Annotated in this window: 14 protein-coding genes and 1 pseudogene; 5 read left to right on the forward strand and 10 right to left on the reverse strand. The window is 45.5% G+C overall.

The window, feature by feature from the left end; translation table 11 throughout:
• Positions 1-38: 38 nt before the first annotated feature.
• From leuS to rd, 3 genes and pseudogenes are all read right to left on the reverse strand, one after another.
• Positions 39-2611 (reverse strand): annotated as a pseudogene (leuS, locus tag GWP43_RS08410) (leucine--tRNA ligase).
• A 195-nt stretch (positions 2612-2806) separates the two neighbouring features.
• On the reverse strand, positions 2807-3091 hold the full coding sequence (locus tag GWP43_RS08415) for a hypothetical protein (RefSeq protein WP_162663787.1): 285 nt from the start codon (positions 3089-3091) through the stop codon (positions 2807-2809).
• A gap of 15 nt (positions 3092-3106) precedes the next feature.
• Positions 3107-3265 carry a rubredoxin gene (gene rd / locus GWP43_RS08420; RefSeq protein ID WP_162663788.1) on the reverse strand — a complete coding sequence of 53 codons (159 nt, stop codon included), beginning with the start codon at positions 3263-3265 and terminating at the stop codon, positions 3107-3109.
• A gap of 199 nt (positions 3266-3464) precedes the next feature.
• Here rd and GWP43_RS08425 point away from each other — a divergent pair, with 199 nt between their 5' ends.
• On the forward strand, positions 3465-3848 hold the full coding sequence (locus GWP43_RS08425) for a hypothetical protein (protein ID WP_162663789.1): 384 nt from the start codon (positions 3465-3467) through the stop codon (positions 3846-3848).
• A gap of 45 nt (positions 3849-3893) precedes the next feature.
• Positions 3894-4886 (forward strand): radical SAM protein, encoded by a 993-nt coding sequence (locus GWP43_RS08430; RefSeq protein WP_162663790.1) that lies wholly within the window; start codon positions 3894-3896, stop codon positions 4884-4886.
• A gap of 246 nt (positions 4887-5132) precedes the next feature.
• Here the strand turns inward: GWP43_RS08430 and GWP43_RS08435 are convergent, their stop codons facing one another.
• The 5 genes from GWP43_RS08435 to GWP43_RS15620 form a co-directional block, all read right to left on the reverse strand.
• Positions 5133-5810, reverse strand: coding sequence for a hypothetical protein (locus GWP43_RS08435; RefSeq protein WP_162663791.1), 678 nt, complete (start codon positions 5808-5810; stop codon positions 5133-5135).
• A gap of 78 nt (positions 5811-5888) precedes the next feature.
• The gene (locus GWP43_RS08440) at positions 5889-7853 is read right to left on the reverse strand and encodes a TRAP transporter permease (RefSeq protein WP_162663792.1); all 1965 of its coding nucleotides are present in this window, start codon (positions 7851-7853) and stop codon (positions 5889-5891) included.
• A 136-nt stretch (positions 7854-7989) separates the two neighbouring features.
• The gene (locus tag GWP43_RS08445) at positions 7990-10164 is read right to left on the reverse strand and encodes a TIGR03545 family protein (RefSeq protein WP_162663793.1); all 2175 of its coding nucleotides are present in this window, start codon (positions 10162-10164) and stop codon (positions 7990-7992) included.
• A gap of 2 nt (positions 10165-10166) precedes the next feature.
• A complete protein-coding gene (locus tag GWP43_RS08450) occupies positions 10167-10679 on the reverse strand; it encodes a TIGR03546 family protein (RefSeq protein WP_162663794.1) in 513 nt (170 codons plus the stop codon).
• Positions 10680-10848: 169 nt separating this feature from the next.
• Positions 10849-11091 (reverse strand): winged helix-turn-helix transcriptional regulator, encoded by a 243-nt coding sequence (locus GWP43_RS15620; protein ID WP_414162710.1) that lies wholly within the window; start codon positions 11089-11091, stop codon positions 10849-10851.
• Positions 11092-11293: 202 nt separating this feature from the next.
• Between GWP43_RS15620 and GWP43_RS08460 the strand changes: the two genes are divergently transcribed.
• The 3 genes from GWP43_RS08460 (at position 11294) to GWP43_RS08470 (ending at position 14760) form a co-directional block, all read left to right on the forward strand.
• Positions 11294-11980: a LolA family protein gene (locus GWP43_RS08460; protein ID WP_162663796.1), complete on the forward strand. Its 687-nt coding sequence runs from the start codon at positions 11294-11296 to the stop codon at positions 11978-11980.
• Positions 11981-12062: 82 nt separating this feature from the next.
• Positions 12063-13181 (forward strand): helix-turn-helix domain-containing protein, encoded by a 1119-nt coding sequence (locus tag GWP43_RS08465; protein WP_162663797.1) that lies wholly within the window; start codon positions 12063-12065, stop codon positions 13179-13181.
• Positions 13174-14760, forward strand: a complete 1587-nt coding sequence (locus GWP43_RS08470; protein ID WP_162663798.1) for a MiaB/RimO family radical SAM methylthiotransferase — start codon at positions 13174-13176, stop codon at positions 14758-14760. The genes GWP43_RS08465 and GWP43_RS08470 overlap by 8 nt, the downstream gene beginning before the upstream one ends.
• A 93-nt stretch (positions 14761-14853) precedes the next feature.
• On the opposite strand, the gene nadS is transcribed toward GWP43_RS08470, so the two are convergent.
• Both nadS and GWP43_RS08480 read right to left on the reverse strand, forming a co-directional pair.
• A complete protein-coding gene (nadS, locus tag GWP43_RS08475; RefSeq protein WP_162663799.1) occupies positions 14854-15162 on the reverse strand; it encodes a NadS family protein in 309 nt (102 codons plus the stop codon).
• A complete protein-coding gene (locus GWP43_RS08480; RefSeq protein WP_230977620.1) occupies positions 15159-15491 on the reverse strand; it encodes a type II toxin-antitoxin system RelE/ParE family toxin in 333 nt (110 codons plus the stop codon). Before GWP43_RS08480 ends, nadS begins: the two co-directional genes overlap by 4 nt.
• Between the last annotated feature and the right edge of the window lie 42 nt (positions 15492-15533).

The raw sequence follows: 15533 nt of genomic DNA on the forward strand, positions 1-15533 counted from the left end.
GCAACGCCGTAGACGGTATGCATATTTTCAAAAGAAAGTTAGACGACGATATTTACCAACTTATTCGGAACCGTGATAACCTTTTTAGGCTGTTTATCGCCGAGGAAGCGCTGTGCGCCATCTGTTTTTAACGCGAGCGCTTCAAGCTCATCTTTCGGCAAATCGACGGCAGCTTGAAATTTATCGCGCACCTTTCCGTTGATTTGCACGACAATCGTACATTCGGAATCGATGCAAAACTTTTCGACAAACATCGGCCACTGCGTATATGCAATTGTTTCCGTATGCCCTAACTTCTCCCACAGCTCTTCGGCGAGGTGCGGTGCGTAGGGCGCGAGCAGCTTGACAAATGCCTCCCATGCAAAGCGAGGTACGGTCTGATATTTTCCGAGCGTGTTGATGAAAATCATCATCTGGCTGATTGCCGTATTGAAGTTGAGCGATGCGGTATCTTCGGTTATCTTTTTAATGGACTTATTGAGGAGCTTGGTAATTTCCACATGTTCCGGCGTACTCATGTCGTTTACCGGACAAGAAATCAGCTCTTTTTCGGAAAGAGCCCATATTTTCTCCAAGAAACGGAAAATGCCGATCAACCCTTGCGTGTTCCACGGCTTTGACATATCGAGCGGCCCCATGAACATCTCATACATACGGCACGAATCGGCGCCGTATTGAGCGATCATCTCATCAGGATTGATGACATTTTTTAGGCTCTTCGACATCTTTGCGATAACCCGCTTCAACTTTTCGCCGGTACTCTTTTCTTCAAAAGCATCATCGCCGGTCTGCACGACCTCATCGACCGGCACGAGCGACCCGTTTGAACGCTGATAGGCAAAGGAAGTGATCATCCCCTGATTCACGAGCCGCATGAACGGTTCCTTGGTATGCACCACGCCTAAATCGTACAGTACCTTGTGCCAAAAGCGGGCATAAAGGAGATGGAGTACCGCATGTTCCGCGCCGCCGACGTAGAGATTAACAGGCATCCAATACGCTTCTTTTTCCTTGGCGCAAAAACTGTGTGCATTATGAGGATCGAGGTAGCGGAGATAGTACCAGCAGGAACCCGCCCATTGAGGCATGGTGTTTGTTTCGCGGCGGGAGGGAGCTCCGCAGTGCGGACACACGGTATTCACCCATTCGGGTATCTTAGCAAGAGGGCTTTCTCCCGTGTCGGAAGGGGTGTAACTGTCCGTTTCAGGCAAGGCGAGCGGTAAATCCTTTTCGTCCAGCGGAACCACGCCGCATTTCGGGCAATGCACCAACGGGATAGGCTCTCCCCAGTACCGCTGTCTGCTGAATACCCAGTCGCGGAGCTTATAATTGATAGCCTTTTTGCCGAAGCCGTTGGCGGCAGCATAGTCGGTAACCCGCTCTATTGCTTCCCGCGTCGGCAGTCCGGTAAATTCGCCTGAATTTACCGCATAACCGTCGGCTGCGGTACATGCTTGCGGTACTGCGCGGTAATCGCCCGCCGCTCCCTTTTCCTTCCATTCAGCTTCGGATGCGACCGTTTGAATAACTGGCAGCGAAAAAACGTGAGCAAACTCCCAGTCGCGCTCATCATGCGCCGGAACCGCCATAATGGCGCCGGTTCCGTAAGAAACCAAAATATAATCGGAGATCCAAATCGGAATAGGTTCTTTTGTTAGCGGGTTTACCGCGTATGCGCCGGTAAAGACGCCGGTTTTCTTTTTTTTGCAAGTTCAGTCCGTTCAAGGTCGGTTTTCTTTGCCGTCTCGTCAATATACTGCTGCACGGCGCCTTTTTGCGCCCCGCTAACAATGCGCATGACGAGCGGATGTTCCGGAGCAAGCACGAGATAGGTTGCCCCGAAAATAGTATCCGGCCGAGTAGTATATACGGTAATCTTTTCGCTTTCGTGCGGAGCGGCAAGGTGAAAGTCTATTTCCGCTCCGGTGCTTTTGCCGATCCAATTCCGCTGCATCATCTTAACGGATTGCGGCCAATCCAGCTCTTCCAAGTCCTCAAGGAGCCGCTCTGCATACGCAGTAATCTTGAGCATCCACTGCCGGACATTCTTGCGGACAACCTGTGTGCCGCACCGTTCGCAGCAGCCTTCTTTCACTTCCTCATTCGCAAGACCGGTCAAACAGCTCGGGCACCAGTTAATCGGTGCTTCCGTTTCGTAGGCTAAACCTTTTTTATACAGCTGTAAAAATATCCACTGTGTCCAGCGGTAATAGTCCACATCCGAAGTTGCAAGCTCGCGATCCCAGTCGTAGGAAAAACCGAACGCCTGTATTTGCCTCCGGAAGGTATCGATGTTTTCTTTTGTCGTAACACGCGGGTGAGTACCGGTCTTAATGGCGTAATTTTCCGCCGGTAAGCCGAAGGAGTCAAACCCCATCGGATGCAGCACCGCATATCCGTTCATGCGGAGATACCGACAGTAAATATCAGTTGCCGTATATCCTTCAGGATGTCCGACGTGCAAGCCTGCTCCCGACGGATACGGAAACATATCCAATACATACGCCCGTTTTTCCGGCGGATAATTTTCATCCTCGGTTACTTTAAACGTCTTATGATCTTTCCAATATTTTTGCCATTTTTTTTCAATATCGCCAAAAGGATACGGCATTATACAACTCCTTTGAGTAAAACATTTTAGAGGCACATTCAAAATAATAGAGGCTGTCCAGAAACTTCAGTTTTTGGACAGTTTCCTTAGATTTAGATGCGATGTTTAATATTAAGTCATTATTGTATAAAGACTTAATATTAAACTCGCGGGGATGTCGAAAAAGTAACCAACTTTCGAGACATCCCCATTCATTTATAGAAGGATTATTTTTTTACTGTTAGTTTTGGTAATACCGAATACCCGCAAAATATTTTCCGTGGTATAATCTGCATGAGCTAATTTATTATAATAATCCGTAACAGTTTGTAGCTCCTCTTGAGAATCATCGTAGGCGGCAAAAGCCGCTGCGCTGCGAAAAGCACCTGCTTCCAGCAATTCCTTTAAAGTCTTACCGCCGTTTTTAGTACGTCGTTCTTTATCAACTACCGCAGCCGCACCGTCATATCCGATTGTGCTGATAAAATCATTTTTTGTCATATTGTGCTACCTTGTTTAAACCTTTTTGAATCCGTCCTTTGAGACGCCGCAGAGCGGACATACCCACGTATCGGGCAAATCCTCAAACTGAGTACCCGGTTTAATGTTACCCTCAGGATCACCCGCGCTCGGATCATACTCATAACCACATAAATCACATACATATTTATCCATACTCTACTCCTATAAAAACTTTTGCAGGACGTTTTAACATCCGAAAAAGTTTTTCGTAGGCTAATACTATACGGGTTTTACAGCGGTTTTACAAGTAGGAGAGAGGCTTGGGAGCGGCAACTGCTACAATAGAGGAATCCGTGCATCCACAAGGATTCTGCTTGCTTTTTACAAGTCTTTTTCTTATAGTAACAGCCTTATGAATATCCTCGAAAAATTTTATAGTGATGCACAGAGACGAACGGAAAAATTACCTGATCCTGCATTCCGGCAAGAATTATGTGAATTTTTTATTCAAACAATCCGCAGTTACGATAAAAGCCTCCTCTCGTTAGCGGAAGATTCAGCTGAGTATTGGTTGAGAACGCATTCCGCTGATACAAAAGAAGAGGCCGTTACTTGGTTCTATACCGTCTTTTCCCTCTTTGACGGCAGCTTCGGTAGCGATATGGATTTTTCCAATGAAGACTGGGAAGAACTACATACCATTATCTCGGCGGCAGCGGAAACACTCGATATGCAAACCGTAAGCGCCATTATGAGCATTATGGTTGAACGGCATAAGCTCCTCGGCGATTTCTAAAAGCGAAGTGAGCTTCTAAAGATACCATTAAATAGGAATAGCACTATGATACGGGATTTTTGCTGCGTAGAATATGAGCACTGTACCGCCTGTCCAAAGCGCTGCGGGGTAAATAGGAACGCCGGTGAACGCGGCTTTTGTGGAGAAACGGTGGAACTGCGCATTGCATGGGCAGGATTACACTTCGGAGAAGAACCTCCGGTAAGCGGCGCAGGAGGATCGGGAACAATATTCCTTACCGGCTGTAACCTCCGCTGCGTTTTTTGCCAAAACTTTCAAATTTCACAAGAGGGCATGGGACGTGCCGTAACGGAACGGGAATTTATCGAAATATGCCTCACACTTCAGAGCGCAGGCGCGGAAAACATCAACATCGTTACGGGCAGCCATGCGATACCGGCTTTGGGGGCAGGGCTTCGAGCCGCAAAACAGCACGGCTTAACTATTCCCGTCGTCTGGAACTCCTCCGCATACGAAACGGTGTCCGCACTCGAATCGATTGCGGACACCGTCGACGGCTGGCTCCCCGATCTCAAAACGCTTAATACCGAAACATCCCGCCGCGTTTTTGCCGCCCCGGATTATCCCGAACAAGCCTGTGCTGCAATCAAGACAATGGCGCGGCTTTCTCCCCTCAACCTTACACCGCCCGATGAGCGGTATCCGTTCGGTAAAATGCTGTCGGGTGTTATTGTCCGGCATCTCGCACTTCCGGGAAAATTAGAGGATTCGCAAGCAGTACTCCGTTGGTTTGCCCAAAGGCTGAAAAGCAAGGCGCTGCTTTCGCTGATGACTCAGTACACGCCCATTACGGCAAATCCGAAAGCGCGGCGTATCGATGCTTTTTCCAACCGCCTACTCAACGAATCCGAGGACATCAGATTGCGCACTTTTCTTGAAGATTTAAACATCGACGACGGGTTTTATCAGGAATTAGTAAGCAACTTGGATTGGCTCCCCGACTTTAACCGCATACAAACCTTTTCTTCCACACTGTCAAAACCGCTCTGGCATTGGAAGACCGGCTGGGTGCATTAACGTTTATTTTTAGCCGCGCCATTTCAGTGCGCCTGCGGTAACAAAGTAAGACTGCTATTAAAAGCATAACTCAGTTAAAGCACCTCTCCAAAAAGCGCTTTGTCACGTGCATCATATCTTTTACTTTTTGCATTGTATTTGCAAAGAACATCAATGGGCTTCATCATAAAGCTGATATCGTCTATCGAGTAGGTACTATCGAACCCGCGAATGTTACTTTTACCTCTGCCGCAGCGCAACACACATTTATTTCCGCATCCGTTTTGAAACTGTTGTGTAAATCAAATACATATATGGCGCACCCAAATTGGTTTCCATCAGCGAATTAACAACCAAAGTACGAAGCCCCGCATTACGGATACCCGTTATAAATAAAATAAATTCCCATGCGAACTGCACCAAAAGCCCGATTGATATAATGCTCCAAAGAGGTACTCGCTCATCGTCGCGCGTAGCAGATAAATTTTTCATGAGCAACCACGCATAACCGACAAATAAAAACACCGCCATAATCCAATGATATCCGCCAGTTCCACGCTGAATTGTAATTATCGGGAATGCCGCCCCAGCCCCGTTACTGATAACCGCCGCAGAAAACCACCACACGATAATCAAAAGCGAAAACTCCAAACGATTTTTCGGTTCGGCAAACCACAGCCACGTCCACGCCATATTTGTAAACCCATAACTCATACTGAGCCACAGCAAAAACCAAAAAGGGTTTGCACCAACCACTTTTCGTGTTTCAAGCAACCAATAAAATCCGCCGTAATCTACTACAAAATAGAGTAAGCCCCCGAGTATTCCAACCAGAAGAGGAATATATCGCTTACTCTTTAGAAAATAAAATGCGAGTGATACTAAAAAAGCACAATCCAAAAATACGTACAAACTGCTCAATGATCGGTTTGGAATTAATTCCAATTTTTTCCTCCATACAGTTTTATATCACACAAAATAACAAGAACTTCCAGACGACAATTAACGTAAAATACTCTATCCTTAGGCGGCTGCGTGCCGTGCCTCTCTCCGCGCGAGTATGCGCTGGATAAAGATAGACGCAACAAAGATGCCGACACCGGCAAGGTCGGTTAATAAGGCGCTGTCGATGAGCAAGAACGCTCCTGCAAGCATCACCAGCCGCATGAAAATATTCACCTTAGTATGGAAATACCCTTCTACGGCGGCACTGATTAAAAAGACTCCGACGCATGCGGTAAGCGCAACCTGAATACCTTGCAAAATATTCGTATTCATCAATAACAGTTGATTATTGTAGACGAACATATATGGAATGATAAAACCGGCGAGCGCAAGCTTAATGGACACAATCCCCGTCTTCATCGGATTACCGCCCGATATACCTGCCGCTGCAAATGAGGCAAGTGCAACCGGCGGCGTAATATTGGCAAACATCGCAAAGTAGAAGCAGAACAGGTGAGCAGCCAAAGGCGCAATGCCGAGCTCTATCAGCGCAGGAGCCGCAATCGTTACGGTAATAATGTACGCAGGAATACTCGGTAAGCCCATACCAAGCAGCATACAGGTAACCATCGTAAAGACGAGCGTCAACAACAAGCTCTTTCCGCCGAGCGAGATAATCGCGCTTGCCATATTGATAGTAAAGCCGGTTAAACTCGACACACCGATAACGATACCGACACAAGCACAGGCAATCGCAACCGATACCGTCGATTTTGCGGAAGCGACAAAAGCAGCCTCTATATCTTTCAAGCTCATGCGCGTTTCTTTTTTCAGCTGCGCAATAATGATTGTTAAAAGGATGGTTAAAAAAGCGCCTTTGATAACGGTATAACCGCTGAAGAACAGCATATACACCAAGAATAAAATCGGGATGGTCAGGTGCCAGTACATCTTCAACGTTTCTTTCACCTTGGGCAGCTGATCTTTCGGCATACCGTCGAGTTTGTCCTTCGACGCACGCAGTTGAATCTGGAAGATAATACCCAAATAGTAAATCAGCGCAGGGATAGCCGCCGCAACGACAATCTCCTTGTATTTAATACCGAGTGTTTCCGCCATAATAAATGCGGCGGCGCCCATAATCGGCGGTAAAAGCTGACCACCTACGGAAGCGGTTGACGAAACCGCACCGGAGAATTCTTTACTGTACCCGATTTTTTTCATAAGCGGGATTGTAAACGAACCGGTGGTAACGACATTCGCAATTGCAGACCCGTTGATACTTCCAAGCAAGCCCGCCGCAATAACGGCTACCTTTGCAGGATCGCCTTTCGTATGCCCCGCCAAACCGATGGCAATATCGTTAAAGAATTTTCCCATCCCGCATTTATTCATAATTTCGCCGAATACGATGAATAAGAAAATGTACGTTGAAGAAACGTTGACCGACGTACCGTAAATGCCTTCCGTGTTGGAAAAGAGGTGCCCGATCAATTTAGGCCATTTAAACCCTCTATGCAAAAACAGACCCGGCACGTTTATCGGGATAAGTCCTTGGCGGGCACCCATCAGCGCATAAATCATAAAGATGATCCCGATGACCGGTAATGCCCAACCCGTAATCCGCCGCGCAGCCTCTATTACCAATGCAACCAATATGGTACCCATGATAACGTCCGTCAGGTTTGCGTCCCCTACCCTGTCGATAATCGCTTGATAATTCACCCACATGTAGACGGGAATGATAACGGACAAAATCATCAGTATGTAATCATACCATGCAATAACTTTTCTACTCGATCTTTTAAATGCAGGATAGATTGCAAACGTCATCAGCAAAATCATGCCGACGTGAATGGAACGATGGCGCAACGTTTCCGGACGGATATAGCCGGAAGCATACGCCAAATGGTAAAAGGTAACCAGCAGCGCAGTCCATTTGAGAATCTTTGTAAAAATCGGGTTAACAAAGTTTCGAGTTCTGCTTTCTCGTTCAAATTCTTCCAAGAGAGCCTTTTGGTCTATTGTTTTTTCTGTAGCCAAGATGTACTCCTTATGTATAGTTGGGCACCTCTAAAGAAAACCTCTAAAACCTGAAGTTTTTAGAAGTTCCCAGTAGTATAATTATGAAATTTAAAGACAACCTCTATAAACTTTTTAGAGTTTTTCCCTTATCATTTTACCGGCCGAATAAGCCTTTTAGCGTACTGCCGGCCGCATCTCTGAGCGTATCCATTCCTGTCTGCTCGATGCGTTTCATAACTTCGACTTTGCTTTCTTCCAGTTTTTTTTGCAGCATATCGGCAGCTTGTTTTTGATTCATAACAAGTTTTTCAATACTGCCGAAGTCGCCCAGCTTTTCGTTTAAAGGACCGGTGTATTTTTCTAATTCGGCTTGAGCTTCTTTAAGCGCCTTTTGCTTTATGGCTGAAAGTTCTTTGTTGATTCCTGTTTGCAGCGCCGCAAGAAAAACCTTGTCCGCATCGGTTGCAATGTCCATATTCAAATCAGACTGGAAAAACTCCGCCTTGATTTTAAACCGCATATTTTTAACCGCTGCAAGTGACTCATTGTAAATGCGCGAAATAAAATCGGGTTCAAACGAATCAGCCGTAAGGCGCACTTCGTCGAAGCTAAAATCCGCGTCGATACCGACATGCCCGTCGCGCTCAGCCTGTATACCTGCCTGTATTTTCGCCCTGCCCTCAAAAGACGGAACGCCGGCAATGTCAAGCACGGAAGCGCCGAGCGCCTGCAAAGCTGAAGAGGGATTAAACGCAGCGTTATAACCACTTCCGGTATATTGCAATTTCAATAAGGGATAATTGAGTTTCTCTCCGACATTTATGAGTCCCTCTCCGCTGTGCGTGCGCTTGCTTTCGAAAGAAGCACTTTCGTCAAAATGGGCGCTGAACGATACGGGCTTTCCCCAGCGGTCAGGATCGTTTGAAATATCGTTTATGCGACCTTCAAAACCCGTTCCGTTTGCAAGCATTTGCTGAATTAAAAAGGACGGATATATGTCGGCACGATATTGAATCGTTCTGCCCGGAAGTCGCCGAACCTCTTGTCGGGTCTTTTGTTTTTTTGCCGCCTTTTTTGATCCCTTGTTGAAATTGAGCGCAGCATTAAACGCTTTTTCCGCATACGGATAATATTTTCCGAGGACGTTGTATGCAGCGGCTTTTATAGTTTGCGCAAAAATGTTTTTTCCGTCGGCAACCGTAAACGAGCGGATTTTATTGATTTCTCCGTTAACAAAATCGGTATCTTTTCTTACCGCCTTGAAAGCTTCCTTTGCCGCAAGCTGCACGGCCTTACCGTCTTTTTGCAAATCTTTAACAACTGAATCGGTCAAAGCTACAAGCTTTTGGCTGTCTTTTATCGCAGCATTAAGTTCTTGCAATACCGCCTTCAATTCGGCAATGTCTTTAATCGATTGATAATCGCGTCCGATGACTTTTTCCGAGCTTTTTCTAAAATCGTTTACGGCGGCCTCCAGTTCTGCTGGACGCTTTTCCCACACCGCTACAATTTGAGCGACCATGTCCTGTGCTTTTTGCACTGCAGCGGGTGTTTGCAGTTGCTTGAGTGCGTTGTCCAAAAACTTTTGCGGATTCAAACTTTCAAACATCGACGAAACGATTTTTTTACTTTGTTCAAGCGCATCTTTTTGCCGCTCTTTTATAAGCAACGCTATTTTACTATCGCCGACATCTTTATCGTTTCCCTTTTTTACGGATGCCGGAAGCTCGCCCGATGTTTTTCGATCGGTTCCGAATGCCATGCCGGAAACTTCAAGGTTTTGGCACACAAAGCGCTTTTTTAAAAGCTGCGTTAAATTAAAATCAAGCTGAATTTTTTGTGCTTCAAAAACGTTTTTCATCGGTGCATTTTTATCGGCAGCAGCAAGACCGCGCACGGTAACCGACGCATCCAAGATACCGACGTGAACCGAAGCGATATCGACTTTGGCACCCGTGATTTTTTGCAGACCTGCCGTTAAAGCACGTTTTGCAAGCGGATCTTTAAACATAAGAACGGCAAGCACAACCCCGACAACAACAGCTGCAACGGCGGCAAGCGGCACGAGGTTTATGCGTCCTTTTTGCCGCTTTATCTGTTTGCTTAAAATCTTTAAGCGCTTAAAATCTTTTGCGTCGTATTCGGTACGGTGAATCCGCAATTTAGCCGGATCCTCTTCATCGGCAGAAAACTGTGCCGCAACAAATTCGCGGTCGGCCGGTATATAGAGTTTTTTAAGCAGTTTTTTTTCGAGCGACTTTTCCGTATATGTCTTTTTATACATCCACGGAAGTTTTTTGAAGGGTATCTTCTTTTGCTCTTCTTTCATATTTATACCTCAGTAAAAAAGCTGATAATTTTCGCGACAAAGGGCACGTGATAAAAGGCTTGCATAAATTTGCTCCGCGCAAGCGCCGGTGCGAGATGCGTGCGCCAAGATTTAATGAAAATTCTTACCACAATATATACCGGAATATACAGTATAAGGCTAAACACAAGAGAGCCGGCGACTATCGTGTTGTTGAATTTTGTAAAGGCGACAAAGGGAATGTCGAGCAAAGCGGCATAGACCGGCTTTAAAGGTGAGAAAGTCAATACACCGTAGCCTATCGAGTCGAACAGCGGATCAAAAAACCGAGCAAGCAAACTTGCAATGAGTACCGTAAGCAGAAAGGCGCCTTTGTTCATACGTACAAAAGGAAAAAACACAAACAGCAGGTACCACAGTGCGTTGTCTTTCGGCATAAAGCCGAGGAGCACCCCAATTGCAACGGCATGAGCGATTTCACCCGGATGCGAATTCGTATTGAGTGATTTAAGCAGTTTCGCAATGTACGAAATCATATTTTCTCCGTTTTACAGTAAACCTGTTCGGAAACTTCCGCGTCGGAACAGGTTACCTTAAAATACACCGGGAATGTCCTAAAAGTTGATTACTTTTTCGCCATCCCCAGCGAGTTTAGAATTAAGCCTTTGTACAATAATGGCTTAATTTTAAGCATCACGCCTAAAATTAAGCCGTTTTATATATAGCTCTTCGTATCTTTCCGATAAAAACCCTGATTGTTAAAGAATCCTTATTTCCGACTTGCAGATTGAGCATAAAGCAGATTGAGCATAAAATCGATACAACAGATTTTCCCTGCTCTCTGAAGCGGTACTGAACATATGGCGAAATTCCATCCAACTGTTCGCGCTCGATAATACCGTTTTTCATCAAATTTTTCAATGCTACAGCTCCGAATTGCACATCCATTCAGTCACTACGACATCAGCGATTCGTGCAGCATATCCGGTAAAAATATCGGAATGCGATGTTGTCAGAGCATCGGGAAATTAAACCATCAGAACGAATAAATCATTATAATAAAATAACTTATTTCATAATACCGTAAATAAGGTTTGCGAGAAATTTCTCAAATATTGACTTTATCGCTCATTTCTGCTTTACTAATCGAATGAAAAAAACAATAGTTGTTACTACCGTTATATTCGGCTTTTATATAACAGCATTTTGTCAATCCATTACGACTGCGAGCGTATTTTTTTCCGGAATGTCCGAACAATACGCGGCGCTTTCCGATTACACTGCCAATCTCACGGTTTCAACCGGCTCGGGTTCAAAAGTCCAAACAATGGAAGCAACCGTATACTTTAAGCGCCCTAATCGACTACGCATCGATTTTACCAAACCGAACGAGCAGGTCATTCTTTTCACCGGCGACACACTGACCATCTATGTTCCCTCCTATCGGATGGTGTTAAACCAAACAATCGAAAAAGATTCCTCCGCCGGTACCGCTAATCTTGCTACGCCTCAAGGCCTATCGTTGTTGAAACGCTCATACACCATTGCGTACGAAACGGGCGCCACCCCCCAACCGTTAGCGGAAGGTTCATCCGAACAGGTTGTAGTTCTTGCACTTAACAGACGCTCGGCTTCGGAAACTTTTAGAAATATCCGACTGCTCGTATCTCCTGAAACAAAGCTGATTAGACGGATCGAAGCATGGCCTATTTCCGGAAGTAAGATCACTTTTGACTTTTCGGCTTATCGATTAAATACGGGAATTCCTGATTCCCGCTTTTTATATGATATACCGCCTAATGCGGATATGCTGAACAATTTTTTATTTGAAGAATAACGGAACAATTACCCCACCAGAATATGAGAAGGTTTATTTTCAGCCGCTGAAATAGCACGGCTGAAAAACTAGGAAGGAATAGATGCAGGATATAGGCAATGTATTAGAAAAGGCGCGCAATGAAAAACAGATTGGGCTTGAACAGGCTTCACGGGAAACGAATATCGCCCGCCGATATTTAGAAGCGCTTGAGACCGGTATGTATGAGGTATTTCCCGGAGAGCCGTATGTTATCGGTTTTTTACGGAACTATGCGGAATACTTAGGCTTAAATCCTAATGAATGTGTTACGTTGTATAAACAGACAAAAATACAGGAAACAGCTGTACCTCCTGAAAAACTTATTCCTCAAAGACAATTTACCGTTCCCCGTGGTGTATTTATCGGAGCAGGGATATTAGTCTTTTTAATAGCGCTGTTTTTTATCGCCAAAATAGTGATTTCAAAAATCGGTACGGCAATAAAAGACAGACCGGTACAACCGACCGGACAAACTGAAATCATCGAAAAGAAAGAGAATGCATCCTATACCCTTTCACAAGAAGTATTTGAAAAGCGACTCTTTAAAGGTGATGTCGTTATGCTCCCGCTCGGCGGAAAAGAATATCAACTAAAAGTCGAAAAGACAGCGCCCGAGCTGTATCTCGCAACGGATATCGGAACACAAATTATTGCATTAGGCCAAAGCCTTGTTCTTGACCTTAACGGCGACGTTACTGCCGACGTGAAAATTTCCGTTGAGGATATCGATACGTCCGATGAATCGAAGGGTGCATTGGTAGAAATACTTACCACAGGTTTTTCGGAACCGGTTTCCCCGGAAACACCTGCAATAAAAATTCCCGATCAGGTAGCTCAGCCCGAAACGGCAAAATACAAGGTACTGTTCGATGCCGGTTCTGCATATCCGGTAACCTTAAACGCAACTTTCCGAAGCTATTGCCTCTTCCGTTATGAACAGGACAGAGCAAACCGTGACGAGCGGTACTATCAAAAATCGGAACAGTTGACGGTTCAAGCAAATAACGGAATCCGCATCTGGGCATCAAATGGAAACGCCGTTAAAATGCAGATTATTGCGGGCGGGAAAACCATCGATATAGAAGTCAGCCGCCCGGGTGAAGTCATCGTTAAAGATTTAAAATGGATTAAGGATGATGAATCAGGGCGCTATGCATTTGTGGTAATGGACGTTGACTAAGCGTTTTTTTCTTGATCAGCATGGGTGTGCGAAAAATCAAGTAGACGGTGAGCTGCTTATCGGTATCTTGACCGATAATGGCTGGCAAAAGACTATCGAACCTGAAAAGGCCGATCTCATCATTGTCAATTCATGTGGCTTTATCGAACCCGCAAAGAAGGAATCAATTGAAGCGGTTATCACCGCCCGGATGGCCTACCCTCAAGCAAAAATTTTGCTGGCAGGGTGTTTAGCGGAACGGTACGGAGATATATTTAAGACCGAATTTGAAGAAGCCGATGCTTTGTTCGGTAACGGAGACCTATCACAGCTCCCCATACTTATCGACCAACTGTTTCCGGCACAGCCCAAGCTCCAATCTGAACAGTCCTTGTCGGCAGAAGGGCAGACAATGGTATCCGACAGTAAGAAAAAGACTATTGCAGACACTGCTCCTGCCGAGTATCTTTCCGCGGTACAAAACACTGAACACAGCCGTCCATTCCTTAAACCTGCGCAAGAAGGCGTATGCTGCGGTTCGCGCCCCGAACTGCTAAGCTTTCCTCGTTCCGCCTTTATCAAAATTACCGAAGGCTGTGATAATTGCTGTTCATTTTGTGCGATACCGCTGATACGCGGCTCAGTGAGAAGCCGGCCGCTTGACAGTATTGTCAATGAGATACGGGGGTTTGTGCAGCAAGGATATAAAGAATTTAATCTTATCGGGCAAGACTTGGCAGTGTATGACGCCGCACCGCCGCCTCTAGACAAACTCAGCAACCGGCTTAACAATAACTTGCCCGCATTGCCGACTCAAACGAAACAAGGGCTTTCGGGATTGGCGCAGCTTTTACACGCAATTTCCGGTATTGACGGAACATTCAGCGTCCGACTGCTCTATATTCATCCCGACCACTTTCCGCCGGATATCTTGCCGATTATGACTGCCGACACCCGCTTCCTCCCCTACTTTGATATCCCCTTTCAGTCCGGCTCCGATCCGATCATCCGTGCGATGAACCGTTGCGGCTCAGCCGAAACCTATCTCAAGCTGATAGAAACCATCCGCGCAGCTTTCCGCACAGCGGAAAGCCCCTACGGGGAGGCGGTTATCCGTACTACTTTTTTAACAGGCTTTCCGGGAGAAACTCAAACTGATTTTGAACGGACGGCAGCCTTTTTGCAGGCAGCCCAGAGCCTATGGTCGGGAGCATTCGCGTATTCGCAGGAAGAGGGAACCAAGGCTGCCGATATGAAAAAACAGGTGCCGGCAAAAATTGCCGAACAGCGCAAGACAGCCCTTAACGAACTGCAATTAAAGATTACCGAACAAAAACTCGCTGCTTTTTGCGGACTGGAAACGGATGTTCTTATCGAAGAGATTATCCCGCAAGAACAAAACAATGAAGAAGAAAACACACAATGCTGCATTGCGCTCGGTCGGGCATGGTTCCAAGCGCCGGAAGTAGACGGGGCTGTAGTTGTCAATTTTTCCCAAGCGCAAAAAGACAGCGAAGGGCTGCCGATAACTGCCGGCAGTCTGGTTCGGGTACGGATTACCGCCCTGCGCGGGATTGACCTCGAGGCGGACGCACTTTAGCTGCCATTGAGTGCATTCTTTTATAAGAAGCCCCCTATAATTCTACAGCCTACAAAATTCTTTCATAAAAGTTATTAACTTTTATGAAAGAATTTATGTAAGAAGCACTTTTTCTACATATTGCGGGTCAGCGGATACTACTTTTAGCAGTGATAATGCTGCACCGTCAGGCTTGCGTCGTCCTTGCTCCCAATTACGCAGCGTTCCAATACTGATATTAAGCATCGTTGCAAATTCTTCCTGTGTTTTATGTGTTTTATTACGTATTGCTGCAATATCTAAAGCATCAATAACAGAGACACGCGCAGGTTCCATTTTTCCTTTTTCAATTAAGGCAGCTTCTTTAATACTTTGTATAAGTTCACTAAACATTTCATCGCTCATTTTTTTATGTCCAATCATAATAACACCTCTTTAACGAATGCTGCTAACATATTCGTCTGTTTTTTCGTAAGATTATCCGATTCATTTTTTGCATAAGCGAATAACAAATATATTTGCGTATCCGTTTTTATAAAATAAATAATCCGGACACCCCCGCTTTTTCCGGTATTCTTTTTACCCCATCGTATTTTTCTTATTCCACCGCCACCTCTAATCAATTTCCCTTTTAATGGATTGCATACCAAATATTCTTTAAATTGTGTGTATGTCAGGTCATCCAACAAACGGTCAATTTGCTTTTTAAATACCGGTGTTTCTATCAGTTCCATACTTTTATTATACGTCATTGACGCATGATAATCAACAACCCCGACGCAGAGCATTCGTCA

Origin of the sequence: Treponema vincentii (genome assembly GCF_010365865.1) — a bacterium.
Taxonomy (GTDB): domain Bacteria; phylum Spirochaetota; class Spirochaetia; order Treponematales; family Treponemataceae; genus Treponema.

What these genes read in the sequence shown, in the direction of transcription:
- GWP43_RS08425 (WP_162663789.1), top strand. Translation starts at nt 3,465, where the DNA reads ATGAATATCCTCGAAAAATTTTATAGTGATGCACAGAGACGAACGGAA.
- GWP43_RS08450 (WP_162663794.1), bottom strand. Translation starts at nt 10,679, where the DNA reads ATGATTTCGTACATTGCGAAACTGCTTAAATCACTCAATACGAATTCG.
- GWP43_RS08430 (WP_162663790.1), top strand. Translation starts at nt 3,894, where the DNA reads ATGATACGGGATTTTTGCTGCGTAGAATATGAGCACTGTACCGCCTGT.
- GWP43_RS08415 (WP_162663787.1), bottom strand. Translation starts at nt 3,091, where the DNA reads ATGACAAAAAATGATTTTATCAGCACAATCGGATATGACGGTGCGGCT.
- GWP43_RS08480 (WP_230977620.1), bottom strand. Translation starts at nt 15,491, where the DNA reads ATGACGTATAATAAAAGTATGGAACTGATAGAAACACCGGTATTTAAA.
- GWP43_RS08445 (WP_162663793.1), bottom strand. Translation starts at nt 10,164, where the DNA reads ATGAAAGAAGAGCAAAAGAAGATACCCTTCAAAAAACTTCCGTGGATG.
- GWP43_RS08460 (WP_162663796.1), top strand. Translation starts at nt 11,294, where the DNA reads ATGAAAAAAACAATAGTTGTTACTACCGTTATATTCGGCTTTTATATA.
- GWP43_RS08465 (WP_162663797.1), top strand. Translation starts at nt 12,063, where the DNA reads ATGCAGGATATAGGCAATGTATTAGAAAAGGCGCGCAATGAAAAACAG.
- nadS (WP_162663799.1), bottom strand. Translation starts at nt 15,162, where the DNA reads ATGATTGGACATAAAAAAATGAGCGATGAAATGTTTAGTGAACTTATA.
- GWP43_RS15620 (WP_414162710.1), bottom strand. Translation starts at nt 11,091, where the DNA reads ATGGATGTGCAATTCGGAGCTGTAGCATTGAAAAATTTGATGAAAAAC.
- rd (WP_162663788.1), bottom strand. Translation starts at nt 3,265, where the DNA reads ATGGATAAATATGTATGTGATTTATGTGGTTATGAGTATGATCCGAGC.